This is a genomic window from Pseudomonas sp. NPDC099000, from assembly GCF_044759925.1.
In the GTDB taxonomy this organism is placed as follows: domain Bacteria; phylum Pseudomonadota; class Gammaproteobacteria; order Pseudomonadales; family Pseudomonadaceae; genus Aquipseudomonas.
Genome location: NZ_JBIWAF010000022.1, coordinates 40,650 through 67,547, shown reverse-complemented (window position 1 = coordinate 67,547; position 26,898 = coordinate 40,650). Strand labels below are relative to the sequence as shown.

At 61.2% G+C, this 26,898-nt stretch carries 21 protein-coding genes and 1 pseudogene; 15 read left to right on the top strand and 7 right to left on the bottom strand.

What is annotated here, in order from left to right; all coding sequences use genetic code 11:
* Positions 1-67: 67 nt before the first annotated feature.
* Entirely contained in the window at positions 68-1,279 is a 1,212-nt protein-coding gene (locus tag ACIQV9_RS21965; protein WP_403105835.1) for a YbfB/YjiJ family MFS transporter, read from the bottom strand.
* Between the two features lie 115 nt (positions 1,280-1,394).
* Between ACIQV9_RS21965 and ACIQV9_RS21960 the strand changes: the two genes are divergently transcribed.
* Entirely contained in the window at positions 1,395-2,270 is an 876-nt protein-coding gene (locus tag ACIQV9_RS21960) for a LysR family transcriptional regulator (RefSeq protein ID WP_403105832.1), read from the top strand.
* Positions 2,271-2,507: 237 nt separating this feature from the next.
* Here ACIQV9_RS21960 and ACIQV9_RS21955 read toward each other — a convergent pair whose 3' ends face one another.
* The gene (locus tag ACIQV9_RS21955) at positions 2,508-3,230 is read right to left on the bottom strand and encodes a pirin family protein (RefSeq protein ID WP_403105829.1); all 723 of its coding nucleotides are present in this window, start codon (positions 3,228-3,230) and stop codon (positions 2,508-2,510) included.
* A 340-nt stretch (positions 3,231-3,570) separates the two neighbouring features.
* Here ACIQV9_RS21955 and ACIQV9_RS21950 point away from each other — a divergent pair, with 340 nt between their 5' ends.
* Positions 3,571-4,521 carry a GlxA family transcriptional regulator gene (locus ACIQV9_RS21950; protein ID WP_403105827.1) on the top strand — a complete coding sequence of 317 codons (951 nt, stop codon included), beginning with the start codon at positions 3,571-3,573 and terminating at the stop codon, positions 4,519-4,521.
* A gap of 185 nt (positions 4,522-4,706) precedes the next feature.
* A complete protein-coding gene (locus ACIQV9_RS21945; RefSeq protein WP_403105824.1) occupies positions 4,707-6,191 on the top strand; it encodes an ATP-binding protein in 1,485 nt (494 codons plus the stop codon).
* Here ACIQV9_RS21945 and ACIQV9_RS21940 read toward each other — a convergent pair.
* Positions 6,156-9,008: an ATP-binding protein gene (locus ACIQV9_RS21940; RefSeq protein WP_403105822.1), complete on the bottom strand. Its 2,853-nt coding sequence runs from the start codon at positions 9,006-9,008 to the stop codon at positions 6,156-6,158. The two genes, ACIQV9_RS21945 and ACIQV9_RS21940, sit on opposite strands and share 36 nt — an antisense overlap.
* Positions 9,009-9,504: 496 nt before the next feature.
* Here ACIQV9_RS21940 and ACIQV9_RS21935 point away from each other — a divergent pair, with 496 nt between their 5' ends.
* From ACIQV9_RS21935 to ACIQV9_RS21925, 3 genes are all read left to right on the top strand, one after another.
* Complete coding sequence (locus ACIQV9_RS21935) at positions 9,505-10,080, top strand: flavodoxin family protein (protein ID WP_403105821.1); 576 nt, start codon at positions 9,505-9,507, stop codon at positions 10,078-10,080.
* 32 nt (positions 10,081-10,112) lie between these two features.
* A complete protein-coding gene (locus ACIQV9_RS21930) occupies positions 10,113-10,937 on the top strand; it encodes an alpha/beta fold hydrolase (RefSeq protein ID WP_403105818.1) in 825 nt (274 codons plus the stop codon).
* A 75-nt stretch (positions 10,938-11,012) separates the two neighbouring features.
* Positions 11,013-12,455 carry a catalase gene (locus tag ACIQV9_RS21925; protein WP_403105815.1) on the top strand — a complete coding sequence of 481 codons (1,443 nt, stop codon included), beginning with the start codon at positions 11,013-11,015 and terminating at the stop codon, positions 12,453-12,455.
* 198 nt (positions 12,456-12,653) lie between these two features.
* On the opposite strand, the gene ACIQV9_RS21920 is transcribed toward ACIQV9_RS21925, so the two are convergent.
* Complete coding sequence (locus tag ACIQV9_RS21920; RefSeq protein WP_403105812.1) at positions 12,654-13,070, bottom strand: helix-turn-helix domain-containing protein; 417 nt, start codon at positions 13,068-13,070, stop codon at positions 12,654-12,656.
* Between the two features lie 207 nt (positions 13,071-13,277).
* Between ACIQV9_RS21920 and ACIQV9_RS21915 the strand changes: the two genes are divergently transcribed.
* The 8 genes and pseudogenes from ACIQV9_RS21915 (at position 13,278) to ycaC (ending at position 22,205) form a co-directional block, all read left to right on the top strand.
* Positions 13,278-14,264 carry an MBL fold metallo-hydrolase gene (locus ACIQV9_RS21915; RefSeq protein ID WP_403105809.1) on the top strand — a complete coding sequence of 329 codons (987 nt, stop codon included), beginning with the start codon at positions 13,278-13,280 and terminating at the stop codon, positions 14,262-14,264.
* Between the two features lie 34 nt (positions 14,265-14,298).
* Positions 14,299-15,219: a LysR family transcriptional regulator gene (locus tag ACIQV9_RS21910; protein ID WP_403105806.1), complete on the top strand. Its 921-nt coding sequence runs from the start codon at positions 14,299-14,301 to the stop codon at positions 15,217-15,219.
* Positions 15,220-16,155: 936 nt separating this feature from the next.
* Positions 16,156-16,513, top strand: a pseudogene (locus tag ACIQV9_RS21905) (DUF6124 family protein).
* 181 nt (positions 16,514-16,694) lie between these two features.
* The gene (locus tag ACIQV9_RS21900) at positions 16,695-18,455 is read left to right on the top strand and encodes a hypothetical protein (protein WP_403105804.1); all 1,761 of its coding nucleotides are present in this window, start codon (positions 16,695-16,697) and stop codon (positions 18,453-18,455) included.
* A gap of 218 nt (positions 18,456-18,673) precedes the next feature.
* Positions 18,674-19,090, top strand: coding sequence for a DoxX family protein (locus ACIQV9_RS21895; RefSeq protein WP_403105801.1), 417 nt, complete (start codon positions 18,674-18,676; stop codon positions 19,088-19,090).
* On the top strand, positions 19,083-19,676 hold the full coding sequence (locus ACIQV9_RS21890) for an antibiotic biosynthesis monooxygenase (protein ID WP_403105798.1): 594 nt from the start codon (positions 19,083-19,085) through the stop codon (positions 19,674-19,676). The genes ACIQV9_RS21895 and ACIQV9_RS21890 overlap by 8 nt, the downstream gene beginning before the upstream one ends.
* Complete coding sequence (locus tag ACIQV9_RS21885; protein ID WP_403105795.1) at positions 19,673-21,511, top strand: amidohydrolase; 1,839 nt, start codon at positions 19,673-19,675, stop codon at positions 21,509-21,511. The genes ACIQV9_RS21890 and ACIQV9_RS21885 overlap by 4 nt, the downstream gene beginning before the upstream one ends.
* A gap of 67 nt (positions 21,512-21,578) precedes the next feature.
* Entirely contained in the window at positions 21,579-22,205 is a 627-nt protein-coding gene (gene ycaC / locus ACIQV9_RS21880) for an isochorismate family cysteine hydrolase YcaC (RefSeq protein ID WP_403105793.1), read from the top strand.
* 157 nt (positions 22,206-22,362) lie between these two features.
* Here ycaC and ACIQV9_RS21875 read toward each other — a convergent pair whose 3' ends face one another.
* On the bottom strand, positions 22,363-23,799 hold the full coding sequence (locus tag ACIQV9_RS21875) for a mechanosensitive ion channel domain-containing protein (protein ID WP_403105790.1): 1,437 nt from the start codon (positions 23,797-23,799) through the stop codon (positions 22,363-22,365).
* Positions 23,800-23,965: 166 nt separating this feature from the next.
* A complete protein-coding gene (locus tag ACIQV9_RS21870; protein ID WP_403105787.1) occupies positions 23,966-24,985 on the bottom strand; it encodes an alpha/beta hydrolase in 1,020 nt (339 codons plus the stop codon).
* A gap of 221 nt (positions 24,986-25,206) precedes the next feature.
* On the opposite strand from ACIQV9_RS21870, the gene ACIQV9_RS21865 reads away from it, so the two are divergent.
* Positions 25,207-26,103, top strand: a complete 897-nt coding sequence (locus ACIQV9_RS21865; RefSeq protein WP_403105784.1) for a LysR family transcriptional regulator — start codon at positions 25,207-25,209, stop codon at positions 26,101-26,103.
* A 147-nt stretch (positions 26,104-26,250) separates the two neighbouring features.
* Here the strand turns inward: ACIQV9_RS21865 and ACIQV9_RS21860 are convergent, their stop codons facing one another.
* Complete coding sequence (locus ACIQV9_RS21860) at positions 26,251-26,877, bottom strand: hypothetical protein (RefSeq protein WP_403105782.1); 627 nt, start codon at positions 26,875-26,877, stop codon at positions 26,251-26,253.
* Positions 26,878-26,898 lie beyond the last annotated feature (21 nt).

The window sequence follows — 26,898 nt, the reverse complement described above, 5'->3', positions numbered from 1 at the left end:
TGGCGGGAGGTGGGGATAAATTCGACAGTCGTATGAAAGCCTGGTTTGGGCGGTGATGCTTCGGGCCTCATCGCGAGCAGGCTCGCACAGTGTTTGATCTGTTCAGCAAACGCATAACCTGTTCCAGCAACAGTGCAGACACAATGGCGCCCGCCGCAATGACAAACAACAACCCATGCTGACCGCCGCTGGCATTGAACAGCGCCGAATACGCAAACCCTGCAATCGCCTGGAACGTGGCGAATGAAACCGTCGCGCGGCTCCAGGCAATCTGCTGCTGGTGATGGTTCGGCAGCAGTTCATGCACCCGCGCCAGCGCCAGTGGAACGATGCCCGGCGGGAACGAACCGAGGATCAAGGCCAGCACGGCCAGCGCCGTGAACGAGCTGGAAATCGACAGCAGGCCAACGGCAATCGCCTGCACCATCAGCACCAACCGGATGCTCAGCTTTGCGCCCAGTTGATCGGCCAGAAAACCATAACTCACCGGCCCGATGATCGCGCCAAGTCCATACATCACCCATATCAGCGCGCCGACATGCGGCCCGGCGCCGAGACCGCGGGCCACGTAATCCACCAGGAACACCATGGCCGGCACCAGCCCGGCGGCCATGAAGGCGTATTGGGCGAACAACAGGTAAACCCCTGGATCGGTTGGCGTGGTGGTTTTCTCGGTCGACACCTCAACGGCTTGATGGTGCGCCTCTTTTGGCCAGCCGAACCAACTCGTGGCCGTCAGAAGCAGTGACAGAAGACCCAGGCCAAACCAGGTTTGCTGCAAGCCAAGGCTTAGCAGCGGCGGGACAATCGTTCCCGAGCCGGCGATGCCCAGGCCGATGCCCAGGAAAATCGCACCGCTGGCCAGACCTCTGCGCGACGCCGGCACATGGGGCAATACCGTCGCGGCCACCAGCACCATGATCGCGCCGCCGGCAACACCGGACAGCAATCGCCAGCCGAAGAACCAGCTCACCGACAATGGAAAACCACAGGCGAAAAACGACAAGGTCACAACCAACATCATCAGGCGCAACGCGGTTTTGTTCGACGTGCGGTTGGCCACTGGCCGGCCGATCAGCGCACCGATCAGGTAACCGACGAGGTTGGCGGCGCCGAGGTACACCACGTCGCTGGCGGAGAACCAGTGCGCCTGGATCAGAGATGGAATCAGCGGCGTATAGGCAAACCGCGCCAGGCCGATGCTGACCAGGCTGGCGCTGAGGCCGGCGAAGATCGGCAGCCAGATCGCGCTGCGCGGGGTGGTCGATGTGCTGTGCATGGGAAAGGTCCTGTGAGGTTTTACGCATGGCCTCCAGCCTATCCCGATCAGTTGATGTAATAACGCAGCGAGTTTGCGCTATGGTGATGCAACTATGCATCAGTGGGGGAGCCGTATGAATTGGGATGACGCACGGGTGTTTCTGGCGGTGTGCCGAGAGTCGACGCTCCGGGGCGCGGCGCGGGTGCTGGGGGTCGATCAGGCCACGGTCGGCCGACGGCTCACGGCGCTGGAAAAGTCGTTGAGTGCGACGCTGTTTCTACGCACTTCCGAGGGCTATGCGCTGACAGCGGTGGGGGAGGCGGCTCTGACGGCCGTGGAAAAAATGGAGCATTCGGCGCTGGAACTGGAGCGTCGGATTCAAGGGCTCGACGATCGCCTGACCGGGCTGGTACGGGTTAGCACCACCGATTCCCTGGCCATCGACTTTTTGATCCCGGCCATCGCCCACTTGCATGAACAACACCCCGACGTGCGTGTGCAACTGGACGCTTCCACGCAAATTCTCAGCCTGGCCAAACGCGAAGCCGACATCGCCGTGCGCAACACCCGGCCGGACAACCCGGACCTGCTCGCCCGTCGCATCGCGCGCTGGCCGGTGGGCCTGTTTGCTTCTCAGGATTACGTGGATGCCCATGGCGTGCCAGCGCCGGGCTCGGCGTTCGAAGGGCATGATCTGGTGGTGTATCAGCCGTATCTGCAAGGCAACAAAGACATGTCGCTGGTCTCGGAACCGCTGGGGCGGGGGCGGATTGTGGCGAGTCTGAGTTCCAGTCTGCTGGTGCGCCGATCCATCGCGGCGGGGCTCGGTCTGGGGGAAATTCCGGTGTATATGGGGGAGCGGGACGGGTTGGTCAGGCTGTGGCCGGAGCGCACGCGAGCGGTGCCGTATGACGTCTGGCTGGTGACCCACGCGGACTTGCGGCATACCGCCAGGGTTCGGGCGGTGATTGATGAAGTTGTTGCGGTGTTTTCCGGTACCGGTGAGTAAGATCCCAGTCACAATTGTCGCGGCGAACACACCCTGTGGCGAGGGGGCTTGCCCCCGTTGGGTGGCGCAGCCGCCCCAAAACCAATCAGCGCGGTTTATCAGATACACCGAGGTGAATGGTTTTGCGACTGCTTCGCAGCCGAACGGGCCGATGCGGCGTTCCGACAAGCCCCCTCGCCACAAAGGTACTCGACAGGAAAAAAACCGGGGGGGCGCAGGCCCCCAGGTCAGTCACGGTCAAGGCATTTCCGGCAGCTCTTGCGGCCGCAAATCAAACACCAGCACCTCGGCATCCACGCCGTTGCTCAACGCGAGCACCTGCTCATCACGAACCCGCACGCCATCGCCTTCCTGCAGTTGCACGCCATTGAGTTCGACGCTGCCACGGGCCACGTGCACATAGGCGTAGCGGTTGGCGGCCAGTTCCAGGGCGGCGCTTTCCTTGCCGTCGATCAGCGCGGCATACACCCGTGCATCCTGACGCACCTTCAGCGAACCCTTGGCCCCGTCGGGGGAGATGATCAGTTGCAGACGCCCGCGTTTTTTCTGGGTGCTGAAGTGCTCTTGCTGATAACGCGGTTTGGCGCCGCTGACTTGCGGCACGATCCAGATTTGCAGAAAGTGCACCGGCCGCGTAGCCGAATGGTTGTACTCGCTGTGGGCCACGCCGCTGCCGGCGCTCATCAATTGCACGTCACCGGGGCGGATCACCGAACCGGTGCCCAGGGTGTCCTTGTGTTCCAGCGCACCTTCAAGCACGTAGGAGAAAATCTCCATGTCCCGGTGCGGGTGCTGGCCAAAACCTTTACCGGCCGCCACGCGGTCATCGTTGATCACCAGCAGGTCGGAAAAACCCTGCTCTTTCGGGTTGCGGTAATTGGCGAAGGAAAAGGTATGGAACGACTTCAACCAACCGTGATTGGCGGCGCCGCGATCCGAGGCTTTGCGAAGGGTCAGCATGATGAAATCTCCTGTGGGGACGTTGATTCGTCCGAGTGAGGAGAAGGTTAATGGTTACTGGCTGATGCAATAAGTAGATGGAAATTGAAATACTGTCCTGTTCAGATTGACAGTAATAAACGGGTATTCAGGTATTTTCCTCCGACGCTGGCGCCGTACATTGGCCATAATGCACAGCGATGCCTGCACGAACCCTGTAGGAGCGAGGCTTGCCCGCGAAGGCGTCATTACATGCAACATTTATGCTGACTGACACGGCGCTTTCGCGGGCAAGCCTCGCTCCTACGGGGTCAGGTGTTTGGCAGATGGATCTTCTTTTGACTTCAGTGATTGTGAACCCATGAAAACCGTGGCTATGGTGTTGTTTCCGGACTTTCTGCTGCTCGACATGGCCGGGCCTATGGAAGTGTTTTCCATCGCCAATCGATACCTGGCAGCGGATGACCGTTATGAGCTGTCGACCATCGGCACCGAGCATGGCGCACTGCGGGCCTCCAACGGCGTCAGAGTGCAGACCGATCTGCACATCGATCAGGCCGATCACGGCTATGACCTGCTGCTGGTGCCGGGCGGCCCGGGTGCCTACAACGAAAAACATCCGCCGTTGTTGTGTTGGCTCAAAGCCGCTGTCAATCGCGCCGGGCGCTACGGCTCGATCTGCACCGGCGCGTTTGTGCTGGGGCATGCCGGTCTGCTGGACGGTTATCGCGTCACCACTCACTGGCATTACACCGAGCGGCTGATCAAAGGCTTCCCCAAGGCAACGGTGGAGACCGATCAGATTTTCGTGCAGGACCGCAACCTCATCACCTCCGGTGGCGTCACCGCCGGCATCGACCTGGCCCTGTCGGTGGTCGCCGAAGACCACGGCAAAAAAGTCGCACAGGACGTGGCCAAGGTGTTGCTGGTAGTGATGAAACGCCAGGGCGGGCAGGCGCAGTTCAGCCCGTTGATGGCCGCCGTCGCTCCGCAGGAAACGCCGATCACCCGCGTGCAGAACCATGTGCTCGAACACCTCGACGAAGCCTTCAGCATCGAACGCATGGCCAGCCTGGCCAACATGAGCACGCGGCACTTCGCCCGGATGTTTGCCCGGGACGTGAACATGACGCCCATGGAGTTTCTGCAAAGTGCGCGCATCGATTGTGCGAGAAACCTGCTGGAAACCAGCGACTTGCCACTCAAGACCGTAGCCTTTAAAAGTGGCTTTGGCAGCGTGCGGCACATGCGCTTTCTGTTCGCCGAAAAACTCGGTCTGACCCCGACGCAATACCGCGAACAGTTCAGCTAGAGCGTTCTTGGCCGTTGTGCGCACCGCAATGGCCGTGACGCTCCCACCGTGGCAGTTGTACCGTCACGGAGGCCTGCCAAGATACCCGTGAACTCTTTGCAATGGAGGTGCGGGAGCCTGGAAGGTGGGTGCGATGGGTATTTCTGCACTGTAAACCGGGCCAGGTTTTCAGCACGCAAACGTGCATGAACAGCCTCAGAGATTTAAACAGCGACACGGTGCTGCGGTTCGGCCCCTACGCATTCCACCAGCGGCAACGGCTGATCCTGGAGGGTGACCGGCCGCTGCGCATGGGCGGTCGGGCCCTGGATATCCTCCAGGTGCTGGTCGAGCGCGCCGGCCATGTGGTCAGCAAGGACGAGTTGATTGCCCACGTCTGGCCGACATCAGTGGTCGAAGAGATCAATCTGCGCGTGCACATTGCAGCGTTGCGTCGGGCCCTCGGCGACGGGCAGAACGGTGAGCGCTACATCGTCAACATTCCCCAGCGCGGCTACAGTTTTGTCGCCCCGGTGGAGCGGGTGCCTGCGGGTACTTTGGTCTCGCTTGAGACCGCACAAAAACATCAACACAACCTGCCGGCGCGGCTCACGCCTGTCACCGGTCGGGATTCGATGGTCGGCAGTCTGGTCCGGCAGTTGCCGGTTAGGCGTCTCATGACCCTGGTCGGTCCCGGCGGCATCGGCAAGACCACCGTGGCGCTGCGAGTGGCTGAACTGCTGTTGCAGCACTATGAGGATGGCGTGTGGCTAGTTGATTTCGCCGCGCTCGATGACCCCGCGCAAGTGGTCGATCATCTGACTCAAACCCTTGAGCTGGAAGTCGGCACGACCCTGGATGTGTTGGCGCATCGGCACACCTTGCTGGTGCTCGACAACTGCGAACACCTGTTGGAACGCTGCCGGACATTGGTTGACGATTTGCTGGCGTCGGCGCCTCGGCTGTCGATCCTCGTCACCAGTCGTGAACCGCTCATGGCGACGGGGGAAACGGTGCAGCGCTTGCCGTCTCTGGCAGTGCCGCCCGCGTCGGCGTTGCACAGCGTGGCCGAGGCCATGGGTTACTCGTCGGTGCAGTTGTTCGTCAGTCGCGCCCGAGCCCTTCAACAAGGGTTTGCCTTGCGCGAACAGGACCTCAAGGCAGTGCGTGAAATCTGCCGTCGGCTCGACGGCTTGCCACTGGCCATTGAACTGGCAGCGGCGCACATCGACGCGCTGGCGCTGGTCGGTTTGCAGGCTCAACTGGATAACTGCTTTCAACTGCTGACCCTGGGCCGGCGCACAGCCGTGCCCCGGCATCAGACCCTCAAGGCCGCGCTGGACTGGAGCTATGAACGACTGGACCAGTTGGAGCAAACCGTGTTGCAGCGCCTCTCGGTGTTCAAGATGTCCTTCACCCTGGAGGCCGCGATTGGCGTGAGCAGTTGCGAGGTGCTCAAGCCCAATCAACTGGCGACGCTGGTACAGCGGCTGGTCGCCAAGTCGTTGCTCTCGATGGATCAGGTCAACGGGACGACGCGTTATCGCTTGCTCAACACCACGCGCACCTATGCGCTGGAGAAACTCGAGCACAGCGGCCACCTGCGCACGTTCGAGCGGCGTTACTCGCATTACATCAGCCGTGCACGCTGGGTCTCAGGCGTGCAGTTGGCCATGGAGATCGTCGAGTAACCGCCGGACTTTGCTCAAGTCCGGCGTGGCAAAACCTTCGGTGAAGCGGTTGTAGATCGGCGTCAGCAGTTCATGGGCTTGCCGGTACAAACCCTGGCGCTGCCACAGTTGCGCCAGCGAGGTGGCGCTGCGCAGTTCCCAGGCCAGAGCGCCCTGATGCCTGGCCACATTCAACGCCCGAACCAATACCTCCTCCGCCACCGCGCTTGTGTGGGAGTGAGCCTGCTCGCGATTGCGTCCGCTCAAACACTCCACCTCTGGCGGGCTTTCCTCCGCCAGCATCGCATCAGCCCTGGCCCGTAATATCTCCGCCGTGCTCCATCCCGCCGCTCCCGTATCGGCCCGTTGCAACAAGGCTTCATCGACGAACGCGGTGTCCAGCGTGACCATGATTTCCTTGATCAGCCCGGCGCCCGGTGGTGGAGCTGACGGTGCTTCAGCCTGGTCAATCACCTGCGCATAGTGTTGCGCCCACGTATAAAACAGCAGCACCGAATGTTTCTGCGCCTGCTCCAGCAGCAGCCGTAAAAGCTTGCGGGCGGTTTTGTTGTCGCCGTTGTAGTGGGCGATCAGGCAGCCGGCCAACGCCAGGGTGTAGCAAATGGAGGTGCCGTGGTTGATCTGGAGCGCGATGTCCAGTGCCTGGCGGGCGGTGCGCCACGCCTGTTCCGGTTGACCTTGCAGCCAGAGGATACGCGCCAGAATCGTCAGGGCGGCCACGCTCTGATCGTATTGCACGCCGAAACCGTGGGTGAAGCGGTTGAGGTGTCCGCTGTGGGCCATGCGCTGGATGACCTGTTCGGCATTCACCCGGGCCAGTTGCTGATTGCCGGCAAAGTGCAGGGCCAGGACGCGCAAGCGGTGCGTGCTCAGCGACAGCACAGGATCGCCCTGCGCACCGAGACGGTCGAACAGCTGACTCTGCTCCAGCGCCATTTGGTAATGGCCGCAACTGAGGTTGACCGCCATGTGCCCCGACACCGCCCGCAGTTGACCGGCCACGTCGTTGTTGTGCCTGGCCAGGGTTCTGGCGCTGACGAACGCGGCGATGGTTTCGTCCGTGCCGCCCTGGGTGTGGTAGCAGGAACTGCCGAGGGCGAGCTTGAGGGACATCTGCAAGAGAGGGCAGGGCGCGGGGGCCGCCTCAAGCAAGGCCAGCGCTTTGCGCACGTAAACGCCATGTTCCTTGAGCAGCGACAACTCCTGCCAGAGTGGCGTCGAGGTCGCGGTCAACCGGATCGCCAGCGCCTGCGGGCCTTGAGCGTTCAAGCCCCAGTCGAGGGCCGAACGAATGTCATCCAGACTGCGGGCGTAACGCTCGATCCACAGGCCCGGGGAAATCAGCTCCCAGTCAGTCTGAGCCTGATGCATCAAGGCCAGGCAACGTTCAGCGTGGCGTTTTCGGGTGTCTGGCAGATCCACGGTCTGGTCGAGTTTTTCCAGGGCGTAGCTGCGGGTGGTGTCGAGCAAGCGGTAGAACACTTCTTCGTCGCCCACTTCCACGTTCAGCAGCGACTTGGCCACCAGTTGCGTGATCGAGCCGAACACCTCGCCGGGCTCGATGTGTTCGCCGACAATCACCGCCGCGGCCGACTCCAGCGTGAAGCCACCCCTGAACACGCCCAACCGGCGCAGGCAGGTTTGCTCGCAGGCGTTCAGCAGTTCGAAACTCCAGTCGAGCGTGGCGCGCAGGGTCTGGTGTCGGCCCAGCGTCGAAGGACAGCCCTGGGTGAGCAGGCGAAAACTGCCTTGCAGCTGCATCAGCAACCCGCTCAGACCAAAGTGGCCGACTTGCGCTGCAGCCAGTTCAATGGCCAGCGGAATACCGTCCAGACGGTGGCAGATTTCAATCAATAGCGGCAGCTCGTGATCGCTCAGCTCGAAGCTGTCATGGCTGGCCATGGCCCGCTCGACGAACAGTTGCAGCGCGGAAAAGGTCAGCGCCTGGGCGCGGTCCAGCACAGCGATGGGCGGTGGGCAATCGAGCGATTCGAGACGCTGGACGAACTCACCTTCGGCCCGCAGGCTTTCGCGGCTGGTGGCCAGGATGTGCACGTGTGGCGCGGCGCGCAGGATGCTTTCGCAAAGCAGCGCGACGGCGTCGATCAGGTGCTCGCAGTTGTCGATCACCAGCAGCATCCGCCGCTCGCGCAGGAACGCGGCAAGGCTGCTCATCGGTTCGGCGTCGTGCAGGGACAAATCCAGCAGCGTCGCCAGATGGGCGGTGATCAGCGACGGGTCGTTGATCGGCGCCAGGTCCAGCAGGCGAATGCCGTCCCGATAGCGGCCGATCAACAGTTCGGCGACGCGCAACGCCACGGTGGTCTTGCCGATGCCACCGGGGCCGACGAGGGTGATGAAGCGCTGGCGTGACAGTTGCGTGACCAGGCTGTCGACCAGCAATTGGCGGCCGATCATGCGCGTCTGGCGGATGGGCAGGTTATGGGCGCTCGGCTCGGTGCTTTCGCTCGCGGGGTGCTGCTCGATCGGTTCCAGCGAGAATGGCGCGACAAAACTGTAGCCGCGCTGGGCGACGGTGACGATATAGCGCTGGCCGGCCTGGCCGTCGCCGAGGGCCTTGCGCAGCGCCGCCATGTGCACGCGCAGGTTGATTTCTTCGACTACGCTTTTGGGCCAGACCCCGGCGATCAGTTGCTGTTTGCTGACCACGTTTGGGGCGTGCTCCAGCAGGATCAGCAGAATGTCCATGGCTCGCCGGCCCAGACGCACGGGCTGGTCGGCCTCCAGCACCAGGCGTTGTCCGGGATAGATCCGGTAGGGGCCGAAATGGATGGCCTGCTCGGGGGAAAGGGTCAACGTGTCGCTCCTGCTTGCAGCCGTCTGGTGCGCGGTTTTCGAGCATATTCGTCAGGTTTTTCCGGCAACGCAACGAGGGCTCGAGTAACTGTCGGGTGTTCGCGGCGCTCGCCCGGCCCCCGCGCCACTGGCAGACGCCGTGTTTATTGGGGGCAACCGCAGCAAAGCAGGTGTTGAGGCTTTTGGCGCGCCAATGAAAATTAACAACGTTTAACTCGTCCTGCGTCTGGTCTACGCCCAAAACTCTGCTGCTTCAACACCCGCTGGTCTTGTAGGAGCGAGCCTGTGTGGCGAGGGGATTTATCCCCGTTGGGTCGCGAAGCGGCCCCGAAATCGAAATCTGCGGTATGTCAGATACACCGCACTCGATGGTTTTACGACTGCTTCGCAGCCGAACGGGGCGGTGCGACGTTTCGCTAAATCCCCTCGCCACAGTTCACTCCCTCAGAGGGGCGGTGGTGTAGCAAAAGGATCAACTTGTCATGAGGACACCGGGATGAGCAACGTGGTGGTGGTCTATCACAGTGGCTACGGGCATACCCGGGTCATGGCCGAAGCCGTGGCCCAGGGGGTGGAACGCCACGTGGGCAGCACCTGCCTGCTGATTCCGGTCGACGAAGTGGAGCAGCACTGGGACCGGTTGCACAGCGCCGACGCCATCATCTTCGGCGCCCCGACCTACATGGGCAGCGCGTCGGCACCGTTCAAAGGCTTCATGGAGTCCACGGCGGCGTTCTACCTCGCCCAGCCGTGGCGCGACAAACTGGCCGCCGGCTTCACCAATTCCGGCTGCCTGTGCGGCGACAAACTCAACACCCTGCTGCAGATGGCGGTGTTCGCCGCGCAGCATTCGATGATCTGGGTCGGCCTCGACCTGCTGCCGGCGCGCTCCAGCACCGGCGCCTTCGACGGGCAAATGAATCGCCTGGGCAGTTCGCTCGGCGCCATGGCTCAGTCGAATGTCGAACAGACCCCGGACCTCGCCCCACCTGCCGAAGACCGTTGCACCGCCGCGCACCTCGGCGAGCGGGTGGCGCGGCTGGCTGAACGAATGAACCCGTCACCGCTTTGATACACCCCCAACACTCGCAAAGGAGACATCGCATGAGTACGTTCACGACCCGAGACGGCACCGAGATTTACTACAAGGACTGGGGCACCGGCCAACCCATCGTCTTCAGCCACGGCTGGCCACTGAACGCCGACAGCTGGGAATCGCAGATGATCTTCCTGGCCTCCAAAGGCTACCGGGTGATCGCCCACGACCGTCGTGGTCATGGCCGCTCCAGCCAGCCGTGGAGCGGCAACGACATGGATACCTACGCCGATGACCTGGCGCAGTTGATCGAGTTGCTGGACCTCAAAGACGCCGTGCTGTTCGGCTTCTCCACCGGCGGCGGCGAAGTGGCGCGCTACATCGGTCGCCACGGCACCGGTCGCGTGGCCAAGGCCGGGCTGATTTCCGCGGTGCCGCCGCTGATGCTCAAGACCGAAGCCAACCCTGGCGGACTGCCGATCGAAGTGTTTGATGGCATTCGTCAGGCGTCCCTGGTCGACCGTTCGCAACTGTACATCGACCTCGCCAGCGGACCGTTCTTCGGCTTCAACAAACCGGACGCCAAGCCGTCCCAGGGCATGATCGACTGGTTCTGGATGCAAGGCATGCTGGCCGGCCACAAGAACGCCTATGACTGCATCAAGGCGTTCTCGGAAACCGACTTCACCGAAGACCTGAAGAAGTTCGACATCCCGACGTTGGTGGTGCATGGCGACGCGGACCAGGTGGTGCCGTTCGAAGCGGCGGGCATTGCGTCTGCAAAACTGGTGAAAGGATCTACGTTGAAGATCTACCCGGGCGCCCCTCACGGCTTGACTGATACCCACAAGGATCAGCTCAACGATGATCTGCTGGCGTTTCTCAAGGGTTGATGTACCCCGGCGCGGGCGTAGATCCGCGCCGGTTTTCGCTCCTGATGAGAGCAGACAACCATCGAGATCACGTTCATGAAAAAGCTCACAAATGCCACCGGCGCCCCGGTGGTCGATAACCTCAATATCCAGACCGCCGGCCCCCGTGGGCCGGCGCTCTTGCAAGACATCTGGCTGCTGGAAAAACTCGCCCACTTCGACCGCGAACTGATCCCCGAGCGGCGTATGCACGCCAAGGGCGCGGGCGCCTACGGCACGTTCACCGTCACCCATGACATCACGCGTTACACCAAAGCCAATATCTTCAGCTCAGTGGGCAAGGAAACGCCGTTGTTCGTGCGCTTTTCCTCGGTGGCCGGCGAACGCGGCGCGGCGGATGCCGAGCGCGACATCCGTGGCTTCGCGGTGAAGTTCTACACCGATGAAGGTAACTGGGACATTGTCGGCAACAACACGCCGGTGTTTTTCTTCCGCGACCCGCTGCGTTTCTCCGACCTCAACCACGTGGTCAAACGCGACCCGCGCACCGGCCTGCGCAACGCCACCAGCAACTGGGACTTCTGGACCCTGCTGCCCGAGGCGCTGCACCAGGTGACCATCGTCATGAGCGATCGCGGGATTCCCACCAGTTTCCGCCACATGCACGGCTTCGGCAGCCACACCTTCAGCCTGATCAACAGTGACAACCAGCGGGTGTGGGTGAAGTTTCACTTTGTCTGCCAGCAAGGCATCGAAAACCTCTCCGACGCCGAGGCGGCCGCGGTGGTTGGCAAGGACCGCGAAAGCAACCTGCGCGACCTCTACGAAGTCATCGAGCAGGGCAACTTCCCGCGCTGGAAGCTGTGCATCCAGGTGATGGAAGAAGCGCAGGCGCTCAACTACCGGCATAACCCGTTCGACCTGACCAAAGTCTGGCCGCACGGCGAGTTTCCGCTGATCGAAGTGGGCATCATGGAGCTCAATCGCAACGCCGAGAACCATTTCGCTGAGATCGAGCAAGCGGCGTTCTCGCCGGCCAACGTGGTGCCGGGGGTGAGCTTCTCGCCGGACCGCATGCTTCAGGCGCGGCTGTTTTCCTATGGCGATGCCCAGCGCTATCGCCTGGGGGTGAACTTCAATCACATCCCGGTCAACGCACCGCGCTGCCCGGCCCACAGCTACCACCGCGACGGCGCCATGCGCACCGACGGCAACCTCGGCGGCACCGCCAGTTACTTCCCGAACAGCGTGGGCGAGTGGCAGGATTCACCGGAACTGGCCGAGCCACCGCTGCCGCTGGAAGGCTTCGCGCAACACTATGATCATCGGCTGGAAGAGGACCATTACGAGCAGCCGGGGAACCTGTTCCGCTTGCTCGACCCGGTGCGCAAACAGCTGCTGTTCGACAACACCGCGCGGGCCATGAACGGCGTGCCGCAGGCGATTCGTCAGCGCCATATCGACAACTGCACCAAGGCTGATCCGGCGTATGGGTTTGGCGTGGCCGAGGCGTTGGAGCGCCTGACCCCGTTGGGCTGAAATCCCTGCGATCCGTAGGAGCCAGGCTTGCCGGCGAAGGCGATTTTACGGACGCCTTCGCGGGCAAGCCTCGCTCCTACAGGTTTTTGGGGGGGGCGAGGTGTGGATTCACATGAGACTTGTAGGAGCCAGGCTTGCCGGCGAAGACGATTTTACGGGCGCCTTCGCGGGTAAGTCGGATCGCCCCACCGCTCGCTGCTACAACGGCCCGCGAGAGAGGGCGCGCACAACACGGCAACGCCACGCAAACGGATTGATGCCTTCGCTGCGGGTGAAGATGTGGCAGAAATGCGCCTGATCGCAGAAGCCGCATTCGAGGCTGATTTGCGTCAGTGTCAGGTCGGTGCTCTGGATCAACTGCTTGGCCCGGGCGATGCGTTGGTGGCGAATCCAGTCTTGCGGCGAGAGCCCGGTGCTGCACTTGAACGCGCGGGAGAAATGACTGCGCGACAGGGCGCAGGCGCGGGCCAGTTCGGTCACTTCAACGGTTTCACCAAGGCGTTCGAGGATCAGCTGCTTGACCAGGCTTTCGCGCCACGGGGTCAGGCCGCCGGTGGTTTTCTTTCGCGCTTCAGTGACAGTTGCGCGGGCGGCGTTTTGCTGAGAATGGGCCATGACAGATGTCCGTGTCGGTGAGCTTCATTCTTGGTCGCAGGGCGCTGGCAGGCGAGTTAAACGTTGTTAATTCCATCGGTGCACAGGGGTGGCAACGGCGCTAACTCAGCACATTGCTGCAATTTCCAGGGGCACGATCCGTGCAAAATCGCCCTCATCCGGCGTCGTTCACATCGCCGCTTTTATGACTCGATCAAGGGTGAAGGCATGAAACATTCTCTGGTTTGCGCGCTGGGGCTCGCGGTCGCGCTGGCGTCCGGTATTGCCTCGGCTCAGGCACCGGCTCAGGTCGGCACACAAGTGCCGGGCTACTTCCGTCTGGCGGTCGGCGACTTTGAGGTAACGGCGTTGTTCGATGGCTACAACGACCTGTCGCCGAAACTGCTCAAGGGCCTGACCCAGGGTCAGATCCGCGCGCTGCTGGCCCGTCGCTCGATTGAAACACCGGGGGTGCAGACCGCGTTCAACGCCTTTCTGATCAACACCGGCAAGCAACTGATCCTGGTGGACACCGGTGCCGGCCAGTGCATCGGCGAAACGGCCGGCATGCTATCGGACAATATAAAAGCGGCCGGTTACGAGCCTGCGCAAGTCGACACGATCCTGTTGACTCACCTGCACCTGGACCACGTCTGCGGGCTGGTCGACGGCCAGCAGAAACCGGTTTTCGCCAACGCCACGGTCTTTGCTGCGAAGGCCGAGGCCGACTACTGGCTTGATCCGCAAGCCCTGGCCAAGGCACCCGAGGGCGCCAAGCCGTATTTCAAAATCGCCCAGGACTCGACCGCACCGTATGTGGCGCAAGGGCGTTTCAAGACCTTCGCCGCCGGTCAGTCACCGGTGCCGGGGGTGGTCGATGCCGAGTTGGAAGCCGGGCATACGCCGGGCAGTACCACGTACCGATTTACCTCGCAGGGGCAGAGCATTCTGTTCATGGGCGATCTGGTGCATAACCTCGCGGTGCAGTTCGAACACCCGGAAGTGTCGATCGGTTTTGACGTCAACAGTCAGCAGGCGATCAAGAGCCGCGCCAAAGTGTTCAGTGATGCGGCGGCGAGCAAGACCTGGGTGACGGCGGCGCACTTGCCGTTTCCCGGCATCGGTCACATCGTCTCAGAGGGCAAGCACTTCCAGTGGGTGCCGGTCGAATACGGGCCTTATAAACGTGCGGCGAAAGTGCCGTTGATCGAGTAAAGTCCTCGACTGAACACACAAGGAAACCGTGCCTATGAACCGTAACGATCTGCGCCGCGTCGACATGAACCTGCTGGTGATTTTCGAAGCGTTGATGTTCGAAAAGAACCTGACCCGTGTGGCCGAAAAACTGTTCATGGGGCAACCGGCGGTGAGTGCGGCGCTGGGGCGGTTGCGGGATCTGTTCGATGATCCGTTGTTGCTGCGCAATGGCCGCGGCATGGAGCCGACGGCGCGGGCGCTGGCGATTCTCAAGGAGCTGCAACCGGCGATGGATGTGATTTCCGGGGCGGTCAGCCGGGCTAAGGAATTTGATCCTACGACCAGCTGCGACGTGTTTCGCATCGGGCTGTCGGACGATGCCGAGTTCGGTTTGTTTCCGCCATTGTTGCGGCAATTGCAGGAAGAGGCGCCGGGGATCGTGGTGGTGGTGCGTCGCGCCAATTATCTGCTGATGCCGGCATTGCTGGCCTCGGGAGAAATTTCCGTGGGGGTGAGCTACACCACGGATTTGCCGGCGAATGCCAAGTGCAAGAAGTTGCGGGACATCCCTTGCAAAGTGCTGCGCGGGGACAAACGACCGGGGACGCTGACGCTCGACGAATATTGCGAACGTCCGCATGCCATGGTGTCGTTCTCTGGCGATCTGAGCGGCAACATCGATCTGGATCTGGCCAAGGTCGGCCGCAGCCGCCGGGTGGTGTTGGGCGTGCCGCAGTTCAGTGGGTTGCGGGCGTTGCTGGCCGGCACTGAGATGATTGCCACGGTGCCGGATTATGCGGCGTGTGCGTTGGTTGAAGGGTGTGCGTTGCGGGCGGAGGATCCGCCGTTTCCCATTGATGCGGCGCAACTTTCGATGGCGTGGAGCGGGGTGCATGACAATGATCCGGCGGAGCGGTGGTTGCGGTCGCGGATCAGTGAGTTCATGTCGAGGCCTTTGCCGGTTTCGGCTTGAACGTGGCGGCCTTCGGGCCGACCAGGTTCTTGGTGGTTGTGTACATATCCATTTCTGCGGTAACGGCGGCTGGCGGTTTCGCCCTTACGGCGACTCACTTTTTTTACAAACGCCTAAAAAAAGTAAGCAAAAAAACGCTCGCCCCAAGCGTCCGGCCCCTCGCTAAGGCTCGGCGTTCCTTCGCTCCGGTATCCATCCGGGGACACTGCCCTCCGGTCTGCTTCGCGACGACCTACATGCAGCGTGTTCGACTGCGTCGAACGGCGCTGCGCGCCACTCCCCGGATGAACACCTCCACTCAGCCTCCCGACGGGGCGGGTGGATCAAGATCAAGAGCTGCAGGCGAGCTAACGCTCGACCTGATGAGTGGTGAGAAGCGAAGCGTGTACACCGAACCCCTTGTAGGAGCGAGGCTTGCCCGCGAAGGCGGCCTGACAGCCGACCAGTCTCTTGCTGGTACACATCATTCCACTGTGGGAGCGGGCTTGCTCGCGAAGGCGGAGTGCCAGTCAACATCAATGCTGAATGGCACACCGCCTTCGCGAGCAAGCCCACTCCCACAAGGGGAACGTGTGTTGATGTGAGGGTTGTGTTTAATGGTGTTTAGCGTTACTTCCTGAAAGCTACAGATCCTTGCGCCGTTGCCTACGACTGCGCCAGGATCCGCCGGCTTGTGCGCTTTGACCCCGGTCTTTATCGTTTCCCCATCGCTGCCAATCAGCGATCGGGTTTAGCGACCCGGACTATTCAAAGTGCATCATTGCTCCAGACTTTCTTGCAGGCTTTTGACGTCTGCAATTACGTTATGGTGGCTGTGTGCGGGAGACCTTCGGATCTGCCGGGTGCCTTTGACCGGTTCGCTAACCCGTATGCAGTCGCCTCCTTACTTGTTTCGCGACGGGTTCTGGTGGCGCTATTTTCCAAAGGAGATTCACCCTGTTCAAAGCCACACCCAATCCCCCGGAAGCCGACGACGTTTCCCCCTACGATCCCCTCGATCCGAAAAAGCTCCACGAAGCCGCCGACCGCGCTGGATCACTACCTCAATCCGTCTGCCCTCAACGCCCCCGTCACCCGCAAGGCCTGCGCAATGTTCATCGTCGCCCCCGATATCGATAACGAAAGCCTGATGGCCCACGCTTGTGAGTCCCTGGCTTCGGCGAGTGTGCTGGCCAGTGATTTTGCCGGGCATCTGGAAGGGCCGCAGCGGTATGCGATGCTGGGCATTCAGCAGGTCATCATGCTGGCTGAGCTGGCGGTGAGTCGGACGCTGGATGGTGTTGGTCCGCGGTAGCTTCGTCGATTTAAAACGGTCTCGGCAGAGGTCGTTTTTTATGTCTGGCACACATGCCGTTCGTCTGTAAAAGCTGTCGACCTGTAAGTTCTGACAGTAGCCGTTGCTCTCTATTCGATGTGAGATAGGCTCGCACCCCAAAAAGCGGGGGGCCAGGTCAATCCCGCACAGAGAGCGAACGATGAACAGTCTGTCTACCTTAGTCACCAACGACCTGCCGCCCCCGTATGTCAAGGAAAACCCGGCCTTCACTCTCCTGAATCCAGTATCGGTCAGGCATACCCTTACTGTGGTTGTGAACTATGAAATGCAACCCACGGACCGGTTTAGCGTGAGGTGGCAGGGGGCACCGGGGACGCCGGCGGAGGGGTCATACACTTCGGACTTCGTCCAGGTCGGAAACACACGTCCCGTGGAGCTTCGCATTCCCAATTCGCTGGTGACATACAATCTGGGCCAAACGATTACGCTGACTTACACCGTCATCAGCGGCGACTCGGAGCCCAACACCTCACAGCCCTTGATTTTGTATGTGTTGCCACTGGCACAGGGCGATTTGCCCAGACCGTTTATTCCGCAGGCCGACAACGGTGGCGAAGGTTTGACGCTGGATGTGAAGGCTCTGACTGAATTCACCCTGCGAATAAACGGATGGCCTCTGATTGCTTACGATCAAAACTTCTGGCTTCGGCTCAGAGGGACCAACGCCAACGGCAGCCCTTTCGACGTTGTGTACTGGCCGAGCACCGTTGTCGATCAACCCTTTATCCTTAGGGGCTTTCACGCGCAAAACCATGACGCCGCCCCGCTCAATGGGCTCAGGAATGGCAGCACACTGATAGTGGAGATGATGGCGACTCTGGATGGGAGCCAGGATGAGGCCAAGGCTCTGAAGTTCGCGCCGCGAAACTACATCGTCAGCACGAACGCATCGAGACCCCCGGTGATCTTGTCGGTGAAAGATCCACTCGGTCGGGACATTGTCGATGGGGGGGAGACCGAGCACGGCATCGTGACGGTTGAAGGTACCGCAATGGCGGGTGGGGAAGTGGAAATCTTTGACGGGGACATTTCCAAAGGCACGGCCACGGTCGCGGCCGATTCCGGTAGGTGGACGTATGTGCTCACCGGACTGACTGACGGAATGCACGAGTTGCAGGTCAAAGCGTTGTATGGCGATGAAGCGGTATCCAATGTGTGGACGATCAACGTGATGCTGAAAGATCGGCAGTTGTCGATCAAAGAAGCACTCGATAACGTCAATCTTGATCCCCTCGCGGCTACGCAAAGTCTGACAGCCGTCCTGAATTACGAGATGGAGCCCAACGACAGCCTTACTGTGCAATGGACAGCCGCGCCAGGCACGCCGGCAGCGGGTTCGCACACGACAACCCCCGTTTTGGCTGGCACCGCTCGCCCAAGAGAAATAGCGCTGCCCGTTTCCTTGGTGGCGTTTAGTGTGGGGAAAAAGGCGGAGGTTACCTTCACCTACACACGCGGAGCATCACCTCCGGTGACCTCACAACCGTTTCCCCTTAACGTGCTGGCGATCCCGTCAACTGCGCTCATTGCTCCGGTGATTACCCAGGCGAACGGTACAGACGAACTCGATCTGAAAGACGTCATGGCCGGGGCAGCTCTCAGGTTTGGTGGCTGGCCGCATACCGCCACTGGGCAGCGGATCTGGCTGGATCTGGAAGGCGAGAACGCCACCGGTGAAAGTCACAATCGCACCGTGTGGACGGGGGTGCGCAATTCGGTTCATCGAAGTTGGGTTACGACCAATAGCCACAGCATTACGATTGCGTACAGCTATTTGCAACTATTGGCTGTCGGCAGCACATTGTCCATTCGCTTCAGGGTCAATCTGGATCAGGTCCCGGATCCCGCGACGGCGGTGGTCTTTGATGTCCGTGAATATACCGTTCGGGCCACTCCTTAAGCAGGGCCAGCGTCATGCCTGCGGTTTCGATGCGTTGAAAAAAAACGGCCTCGGTAGAGGCCGTTTTTTGTGCCCGGCATAAATCTGCCGAACGATGAAGATCCGGCTCATTGGCAAAAACAGCACGTACATCCAATTTCCCCCGCCCCCGTCCCGGCACTATCAAACCAGGTCCCGGCGCATGAACGCCGGTGGTTTTTTATTAGTGCGGGTAGCCCATGAATACGTCGCGATGGGATGAGCGGGCGCAGGATCTCGGACTGCTGTTTTTGCGGGTCAGTGGCGGTGTGTTTCTGCTGTGGGTGCACGGTTTGCCGAAGCTGCTTAACTACAGCGCTCAACTGCAAGTCATCGAAGACCCGTTTCACCTGGGCACGAACGTCACGCTGATGCTGGCGATTTTTGCCGAGGTGCTGTGCCCGTTGCTGATTATCGCCGGGGTGTTGGTGCGTCTGGCGTGCCTGCCGATTTTGGCGGTGCTGCTGATCGCGCTGCTGGTGGTGCACGCGCAATGGAGCCTCGAGGAAGGGCAGTTCGGTTGGCTGCTGTTGATTTTGTTCACCAGCCTTTTTATCGCCGGGCCGGGACGGCTGGCGCTCAATGTCCGATTTGCCGGAGCTTTGCGTTATGCCTGAATCCAATCGTTTCGAGGAAGTCGTGACCCTGGTCATCAAGCACCGGGTCAAGGCCGGTTTTGAAGCGCCCTATGAAACCTGGTTGCGCAACATAGTCAGCATCGCCGGGCAGCAGGAAGGGCACTTGGGCGTGGACGTCATGCGCGGTAAAAACGCCGGCCTGGACATGTACACCTGTGTGCTGCGCTTTTGCTCGACCGACGCGATGCAGCGCTGGCTCGATTCGCCGCAGCGCCTGTCGCTGGTCAACGAAGCCACGCCGATGCTCGCCGACGGCGACCAGACCGAGGTCAACCCGGTCAACGAATTCTGGTTCGCGCCGCAGGCCGACGACGCTTCGCCACCGCCGCCGCGCTGGAAGCAGGCCGTGGTGACGTTGCTGGTGATTCTGCCGCACACCTTGCTGGTGCCGCTGCTCTGGGGCCCGCTGCTGCAACTCAACGCCATCCTGTCCAATTACGTGGTCGCGACGTTCCTGATCACGCTGACCATCGTTGTCTCGGTGGTGTACCTGTTCATGCCGATGGCGACGCGCCTGTTCGCGCCCTGGCTTTCTCCTTCCACTCCGTCCAAGGAAACGCGATGAACGCCGATCTGATTTTATTCAATGGCCAATTTCATACCGTTGACCGTGAAAACCCGCGCGCCAGTGCGGTGGCGATCAGCGAGGGTCGCTTCGTTGCGGTCGGCACCGACGCCGAAGCCATGGCCCTGCGCGGGTCGGGCACGCAGGTCATCGACCTCAAGGGCCGTTGCGTCATTCCCGGCCTCAACGACTCGCACTTGCACCTGATTCGCGGCGGTCTGAATTACAACCTCGAACTGCGTTGGGAAGGCGTGCCGTCGGTGGTCGATGCCTTGCGCATGCTCAAGGACCAGGCCGATCGCACGCCCACGCCGCAATGGGTGCGGGTGGTCGGTGGCTGGAACGAATTCCAGTTCGCCGAAAAACGCATGCCGACCCTCGAAGAACTCAATCAGGCCGCGCCAGACACCCCGGTGTTTGTCCTGCATTTGTACGACCGCGCCTTGCTCAACCGCGCCGCATTGCGCGTGGCCGGTTATACCCGCAACACGCCGAATCCGCCGGGTGGCGAGATTGTACGCGACGCCAATGGCGAGCCGACCGGCATGTTGGTGGCGCGCCCCAACGCGATGATTTTGTACTCGACGCTGGCCAAGGGGCCGAAGTTGCCGCTGGAGTATCAGGTCAACTCGACCCGCCAGTTCATGCGCGAACTCAATCGCCTGGGTCTGACCAGCGCCATCGATGCCGGCGGTGGTTTCCAGAATTATCCCGACGATTACCAGGTGATCGAACAGTTGGCCAAGGACCAGCAGCTGACCATTCGTATCGCCTACAACCTGTTCACGCAGAAACCGAAAGAAGAGCTGACCGACTTCAAAAACTGGACGTCCAGCGTGACCCTGCATCAGGGCGACGATTACCTGCGGCACAACGGCGCCGGGGAAATGCTGGTGTTTTCGGCGGCAGACTTCGAGGACTTCCTCGAACCGCGTCCGGATCTGCCGCAGACCATGGAAGATGAGCTGGAACCGGTGGTCCGCCACCTCGTCGAGCAGCGCTGGCCGTTCCGATTGCACGCGACGTACAACGAATCCATCAGCCGCATGCTCGACGTGTTCGAGAAGGTCAACCGCGACATTCCGTTCAACGGTTTGCCGTGGTTCTTCGACCATGCTGAAACCATCACACCGCAGAACATTGAGCGGGTGAGGGCGTTGGGTGGCGGGATTGCGATTCAGGATCGCATGGCGTTTCAGGGCGAATATTTTGTCGAGCGTTACGGCGCCAAAGCCGCCGAGGCCACGCCGCCGATCAAGCGCATGCTGGCCGAAGGGGTACCGGTCGGCGCCGGCACCGATGCCACGCGGGTGTCCAGCTACAATCCATGGACCTCGTTGTACTGGATGGTCAGCGGTCGCACCGTCGGTGGCCTGGAACTGCACGCCGAGGGCCTGTCGCGGCAGACAGCGCTGGAGTTGTTCACCCACGGCAGCGCCTGGTTCTCTTCCGAGCAGGGCAAGAAAGGCATGATCAAGGTCGGCCAACTGGCGGATGTCGCAGCGCTCAGCGCGGACTTTTTCAGCGTCGATGAAGAAGCGATCAAGTGGATCGAGTCAGTGTTGACCGTGGTCGGCGGCAAGGTGGTGTACGCCGCCGGTGATTTCGAAAAACTGGGACCTGCCAGCGTGCCGGTGCTGCCGGACTGGTCGCCGGTGGTCAAGGTGCCGGGTCATTGGCGTCCGACGTCGCCGACGCATGCGCAGGTTCACCATTGCAGCGGGCCGTGCGGCGTGCATGCCCACAGCCATGAAAAGGCCCGTTTGTCGAACGCGCCGGTCAGCGATTTCGCCGGTTTCTGGGGCGCGTTCGGCTGTTCGTGTTTCGCGTTCTGAAGATCACAAAACGCGCCGATGCACTCGTCGGCGCCTTGCGTAATACCCATCCATCGAGGATTTTCACATGAGCAACGTTCCGTACAAACGCCTGAACAAAGACGATGCGGTAGTGCTGTTGGTCGACCACCAGACCGGCCTGATCTCACTGGTCCAGGATTTCTCGCCGAACGAATTCAAGAACAACGTGCTGGCCCTCGCGGACCTGGCCAAGTTCTTCAAGCTGCCGACCATCCTCACCACCAGTTTCGAAAACGGCCCGAACGGCCCGATGGTGCCTGAGCTCAAGGAACTGTTCCCGGACGCGCCGTACATCCCGCGTCCAGGCCAGATCAACGCCTGGGACAACGAAGATTTCGTCAAAGCCGTTAAAGCCACTGGCCGCAAGCAGCTGATCATCGCGGGTGTGGTAACCGACGTTTGCGTGACCTTCCCGACGTTGTCGGCACTGGCGGAAGGCTTTGAAGTGTTTGTGGTGACCGACGCCTCGGGCACCTTCAACGTCTCCGTACAGCAAGCGGCATGGGCGCGTATGTCGGCGGCCGGTGCGCAACTGGTGAACTGGTTCTCGGTGGCGTGCGAGCTGCAGGGCGACTGGCGCAACGACATGGAAGGCCTGGCGAACCTGCTGTCGCCGCGCATTCCGAACTATCGCAATTTGATGAACAGCTATGCGGTGCTGAGTTCGAAGTAAGCCCGGCGATCCACAAAAATGCCCGCGACCGTGCGGGCATTTTTTTGTCTGGCGAACAAGCTTTCTGTAGGAGCGAGGCTTGCCCGCGAACCAGGCGCCCAGGTGTTTCTGTCGGACCGCGTGATCGTTCTTCGCGGGCAAGCCTCGCTCCTACAGGTCACGTCTGTTGGCGTTTTTGCAGCCAGCTGAGGAAGCCGCTTTTCTTGATTTGCACCGGTTTGGCCATCAACGCCAACCGGCTGTTCTGCTGCCGCACCGCCTGCAGCTTGTTCAACGCCCGACCCACTTCAACCCGTTGTTCCATGCAGCTACGGGTCAGGGATTTGTCGATCCGGTAAATGATGCACGAGGTCAAGGTGGTGAAGGTGGCCTGGGACGGCGTATCGGTGAGAATACTTTGCTCACCCATCACCTCACTTGGCCCCATGCGACCCGCTTCGGTCTGACTGGTGCCATCGGGCACGGTGGCGCTGACCACGCCCGTGGCAATCACCATCAGGCTGTCCGGCACTTCGCCCAATTCCAGCACCACCTGACCGGCCGCGTATTGTTGCGGGACCATGGACTGAGCCATTTGATCGCGCTCGTCCTCGCTCAAGGAACGGAAGACCTTCACTTCATCGAGCAATGCCCGAGCGCGGGTTGTCGGTTCAATCACGCCATCGATCTGCCGGGAAATGCCCGCCGCTTCGAGGTGCCGATGCGCCAGGTCAAACAGCTGATTGCGCACGTCGCTCTTCTTGCCGAGCTCGGCGATAAAGCCGCTGGCCACGTATTCGGACAGGGTTTCGCCAGCCTCTTTGAGCACCGCTTTCGGTGCCGGGTTAAGCAACAAACTGCTGCTGCCTTGAAGCGTGCGCTCCAGTGCATCCAGCACCCGACGCGGGCGAATGTGGTTGGGTACCTGAATGCTGATCGACACGCCGTGCATGTTGTTCGGCCGGCTGAGGTTGACGATCTTCGCCTTGGCCGCCACCGAGTTCGGCACCACGGCGGTGCTGCCGGCGCTGGTCAACAGGTGCGTGGCGCGCCAGTCGATGTCGAGCACTTTGCCCTCGACGCCATCGATCATGATCCAGTCATCCACCTGATACGGCTTGGTGGTGTTCAGCACGATCCCCGAAAACACGTCGCTCAAAGTGCTTTGCAACGCCAGACCGACGACGATTGCCACGACGCCGGATGTCGCCAGCAAACCTTTCACCGGCAGCTCCAGCACGTAACCGGCCGCCGCGACGATGGCGATCAGAAACACCAGCGCGCCGATGACGTCCTGCAACAAGCGACCGCTGTGACCGATGCGGCGCATCAGCACCAGGCCGATGACTTCGGTGAGTACCCGCGCGGCGTACAGCCACCAGAGAATCCCCAGCGCCGTGGCGCCCAGCTGCGCGACGCGATCCTCAGCCAACTGCGGCGCCTGCAACGGGCTCACACCGGCATTGATCACCAGCGCGCTGAACAGCACAAACAACGCCAGCCGCACACCAACCCGCGTGACGCGATGCTTGAACGGCGCGAGATGCCAGAGCACGGCGTCAATCACCAGCAACAGGGCACTCCAGGACAGCAGATGGGCGAGGACAAAGGACATGGGGAAACTCCGAAGGATGGGTGCTTGTTGGCGGGGAATCGCTTTGCTTTTTTGTAGGAGCCAGGCTTGCCGGCGAAGGCGTCCTCAAGTACGCCGTCGCCGGCAAGCCTGGCTCCTACAAAAAAGCAGCTTCGCCACGCATTTCTGTGTGGCGAAGGGGAGGGACTCAGTTCAGATACGTCTTGAGCTCCAATGCCACCTGGCGAACCGCCGCTTTTACCTCCGGAATCTGGCTCAGCGGGTTGAGCAGGCCGAAGTCGTGAATCATGCCGTTGTAACGTACTGCCGTGACCGGCACACCGGCTGCGTCGAGGTGGCGGGCATAGGCTTCGCCTTCGTCACGCAACACGTCGAACTCGGCGGTTTGCACCAGGGCGGCGGGCAGGCCTTTGAGCTGTTCGGCACTGGCTTGCAGCGGTGAGGCATGGATCTGTGCGCGCTCGGATTTGTCCGTGATGTAGCTGTCCCAGAACCAGTTCATCATGTCCTTGGTCAGGAAGTGGCCTTCGGCAAATTGCTGGTACGAGCCGCTGTCGAACTGCGCGTTGGTCACCGGCCACATCAACAGCTGGAAGCGCAGTGCCGGGGTTTTCTGTTCCTTGGCCATCAACGCCACGACCGCCGCCATGTTGCCGCCGACGCTGTTGCCGGCCACCGCCAGGCGTTTGCCATCGACGCCGATGTCCTTGCCATGCTCGGCCACCCAGCGGGTCGCGGCGTAGGCCTGGTTGATCGCGGTCGGGTAATGCGCTTCCGGTGACGGCGTGTAATCGACATACACCGCGACAGCACCGGAGCCCACCACCAGGTCATGGATCAGACGCTGGTGAGTCGGGTAATCGCCCAGCACCCAACCGCCACCGTGGAAGAACATGAACACCGGCAATTCACCTTTGACCTTGGTCGGCCGCACGATTTTCAGGTTGATGGTTTGCCCGTCAACTTTGATCGCTCGGTCGCTGACGTCTACACCCGACAGATCAACCTTCACCGAATTTTGCGCACCGGCCAGCACCGCACGGGCATCCTTCGGGCTCAACTGCTCAAGCGGCTTGCCACCCCCGGCGGCGAGGACTTCGAGGAAGGCCTGGGTGGTGTGTTCGACACCCGGGCTGCCGGCGGCGAATGCGTTGCCGATGGAAAGGGCGAGAAGGGACGCGGTCAGGGTTTTGTTGACGATGTTCATGGGGCAAATCCTTTTTAATTGTCTGTCGGTCCCTGTAGGAGCTGTCGAGTGAAACGAGGCTGCGATCTTTTGATCTTGTTTTTAAAAAATCAAAGTCAAAAGATCGCAGCCTCGTTTCACTCGACAGCTCCTACAGGTGTTGGGTTGGAACACAGATTAATAGGTCGCCCAAAAGGGAAAAAGCGGCTATAAAGTGTTTGACTGTCAACCGAGACGTGACAATGAATCCGTTCGAAGATATGCGTATTTTTTGCCAGGTCATGGACTCCGGCAGCTTCACCTCGGCAGCTGATCAATTGGGCCTGTCCAAGCAGTTCGTCAGCCGTCGCCTGATGCAGCTCGAAGAGCGTCTGGGCGTGCGTTTGCTCAACCGTTCCACCCGCCGACTGGACGTCACGCCGCTGGGTCAGAGTTATTACGAGTCGGCGTTACGCTTGCTCGGTGAAGTCGAGCAGGTGGAGCAGGGCATCGCCGGCCAGACCACCGAGCCGCGCGGCACCATTCGCGTGAGCGCGCCGTTGTCGTTTGCGCTGGCGCACCTGGGGTGTCTGCTGCCGCTGTTTTTACAGCGTTACCGCGATGTCACGGTGGAAGTGGACTTGAGCGATCGGCCGGTGGACTTGCTCGGTGAGGGGTACGACCTGGCGTTGCGCATCGGCATCCTTGAGGACTCGACCCTGATCGCCCGCCGCATCGCCTCCATCCAGCGCGTGTACTGCGCCAGCCCGGCTTACCTGGCTGAACGCGGCACGCCGCTCAAACCCGAAGATTTGCACAATCATGACTGCTTGCCTTACGGCCACGGGCGTCAGGTGCAATGGCGTTTCGAAGGGCAGGGCAAGCCGTTGACCGTCAACGTGACGGGCAGGATGCGGGTCAACAACGGTGAGTTGCTCAAGGATGCGGCGGTGGCCGGGATGGGGATTACGTACTTGCCGACGTTCATCGTCGGCTCGGCGCTGAAGGAGGGGCGGCTGGTGCCGGTGCTGGATGAGTTTCGTCCGCAACCGCTGACGTTGTCGGCGGTGTATCCGCAGCATCGCCAGAGTTCGCGGCCGGTGCAGGCGTTGATCGAGTTTTTGCGCGAGCGGCTGGATCGGGTTGAGTGTGGTTTGTAGCACACCGGCTCCCACCATCCCTTGTAGGAGCGAGGCTTGCCCGCGAAGGCGTCGTGACATTCAAAACAAGCGTGGACTGATACGACGCTTTCGCGGGCAAGCCTCGCTCCTACAAGGGATTTGTGGCGTTTTTGAGGTTAGTGTTTGTCAGGACCTTTTGTCATCGCCTGGCTCGCCACCGACATGCACGCCGTGGTCATCACCGGCTTCGCCGGAACGATGCACGCCGTGGTCGTCGCCGATTTCGCCAGAGCGATGCACGCCGTGGTCATCACCGACTTCGCCGGAACGATGCACGCCGTGATCATCACCGGGTTCGGCGTGAGTGCCACTGCGTCCGGAGGAGGCTGTGTTGCCGGAGTGTCCCGAACCATGGTCGCTGCCACTGTGACCACTGTGACCACTGCCGCTATTGCCGCCGCTACCACTATTCCCGCCGCCGCCACTTCCGCCATGACCACCGCCATTGCCGCCGCTGCCGCTTCCACCGTGACCACCGCCATTGCCGCCGCTGCCGCTGCCGCCGTGACCACCGCCATTGCCGCCGCCACCGCTTCCGCCGCCAGAGCCGCCACCGCCGGAACCACCGCCCCCACCACCATTGCCGCCTCCGCCAGACCCGCCCCCACCGCCGCCGGATCCACCGCCGCCGCCACTACCACCATCCTTGGCCTGGGCACTCGACACCCCGGACAAACTATCCGGAATCAATACGGTCGACGCCGACAGAACTGCGCCAATAGCTACTGCAAGTAAAAGCTTGTTGATGTGCATATCGTTCTCCGTCTTCTTATC

What these genes read in the sequence shown, in the direction of transcription:
- ACIQV9_RS21890 (WP_403105798.1), top strand. Translation starts at nt 19,083, where the DNA reads ATGCCTGAATCCAATCGTTTCGAGGAAGTCGTGACCCTGGTCATCAAG.
- ACIQV9_RS21895 (WP_403105801.1), top strand. Translation starts at nt 18,674, where the DNA reads ATGAATACGTCGCGATGGGATGAGCGGGCGCAGGATCTCGGACTGCTG.
- ACIQV9_RS21885 (WP_403105795.1), top strand. Translation starts at nt 19,673, where the DNA reads ATGAACGCCGATCTGATTTTATTCAATGGCCAATTTCATACCGTTGAC.
- ycaC (WP_403105793.1), top strand. Translation starts at nt 21,579, where the DNA reads ATGAGCAACGTTCCGTACAAACGCCTGAACAAAGACGATGCGGTAGTG.
- ACIQV9_RS21900 (WP_403105804.1), top strand. Translation starts at nt 16,695, where the DNA reads ATGAACAGTCTGTCTACCTTAGTCACCAACGACCTGCCGCCCCCGTAT.
- ACIQV9_RS21870 (WP_403105787.1), bottom strand. Translation starts at nt 24,985, where the DNA reads ATGAACATCGTCAACAAAACCCTGACCGCGTCCCTTCTCGCCCTTTCC.
- ACIQV9_RS21925 (WP_403105815.1), top strand. Translation starts at nt 11,013, where the DNA reads ATGAAAAAGCTCACAAATGCCACCGGCGCCCCGGTGGTCGATAACCTC.
- ACIQV9_RS21935 (WP_403105821.1), top strand. Translation starts at nt 9,505, where the DNA reads ATGAGCAACGTGGTGGTGGTCTATCACAGTGGCTACGGGCATACCCGG.
- ACIQV9_RS21945 (WP_403105824.1), top strand. Translation starts at nt 4,707, where the DNA reads ATGAACAGCCTCAGAGATTTAAACAGCGACACGGTGCTGCGGTTCGGC.
- ACIQV9_RS21930 (WP_403105818.1), top strand. Translation starts at nt 10,113, where the DNA reads ATGAGTACGTTCACGACCCGAGACGGCACCGAGATTTACTACAAGGAC.
- ACIQV9_RS21955 (WP_403105829.1), bottom strand. Translation starts at nt 3,230, where the DNA reads ATGCTGACCCTTCGCAAAGCCTCGGATCGCGGCGCCGCCAATCACGGT.
- ACIQV9_RS21915 (WP_403105809.1), top strand. Translation starts at nt 13,278, where the DNA reads ATGAAACATTCTCTGGTTTGCGCGCTGGGGCTCGCGGTCGCGCTGGCG.
- ACIQV9_RS21950 (WP_403105827.1), top strand. Translation starts at nt 3,571, where the DNA reads ATGAAAACCGTGGCTATGGTGTTGTTTCCGGACTTTCTGCTGCTCGAC.
- ACIQV9_RS21910 (WP_403105806.1), top strand. Translation starts at nt 14,299, where the DNA reads ATGAACCGTAACGATCTGCGCCGCGTCGACATGAACCTGCTGGTGATT.
- ACIQV9_RS21920 (WP_403105812.1), bottom strand. Translation starts at nt 13,070, where the DNA reads ATGGCCCATTCTCAGCAAAACGCCGCCCGCGCAACTGTCACTGAAGCG.
- ACIQV9_RS21965 (WP_403105835.1), bottom strand. Translation starts at nt 1,279, where the DNA reads ATGCACAGCACATCGACCACCCCGCGCAGCGCGATCTGGCTGCCGATC.
- ACIQV9_RS21960 (WP_403105832.1), top strand. Translation starts at nt 1,395, where the DNA reads ATGAATTGGGATGACGCACGGGTGTTTCTGGCGGTGTGCCGAGAGTCG.
- ACIQV9_RS21875 (WP_403105790.1), bottom strand. Translation starts at nt 23,799, where the DNA reads ATGTCCTTTGTCCTCGCCCATCTGCTGTCCTGGAGTGCCCTGTTGCTG.
- ACIQV9_RS21865 (WP_403105784.1), top strand. Translation starts at nt 25,207, where the DNA reads ATGAATCCGTTCGAAGATATGCGTATTTTTTGCCAGGTCATGGACTCC.
- ACIQV9_RS21860 (WP_403105782.1), bottom strand. Translation starts at nt 26,877, where the DNA reads ATGCACATCAACAAGCTTTTACTTGCAGTAGCTATTGGCGCAGTTCTG.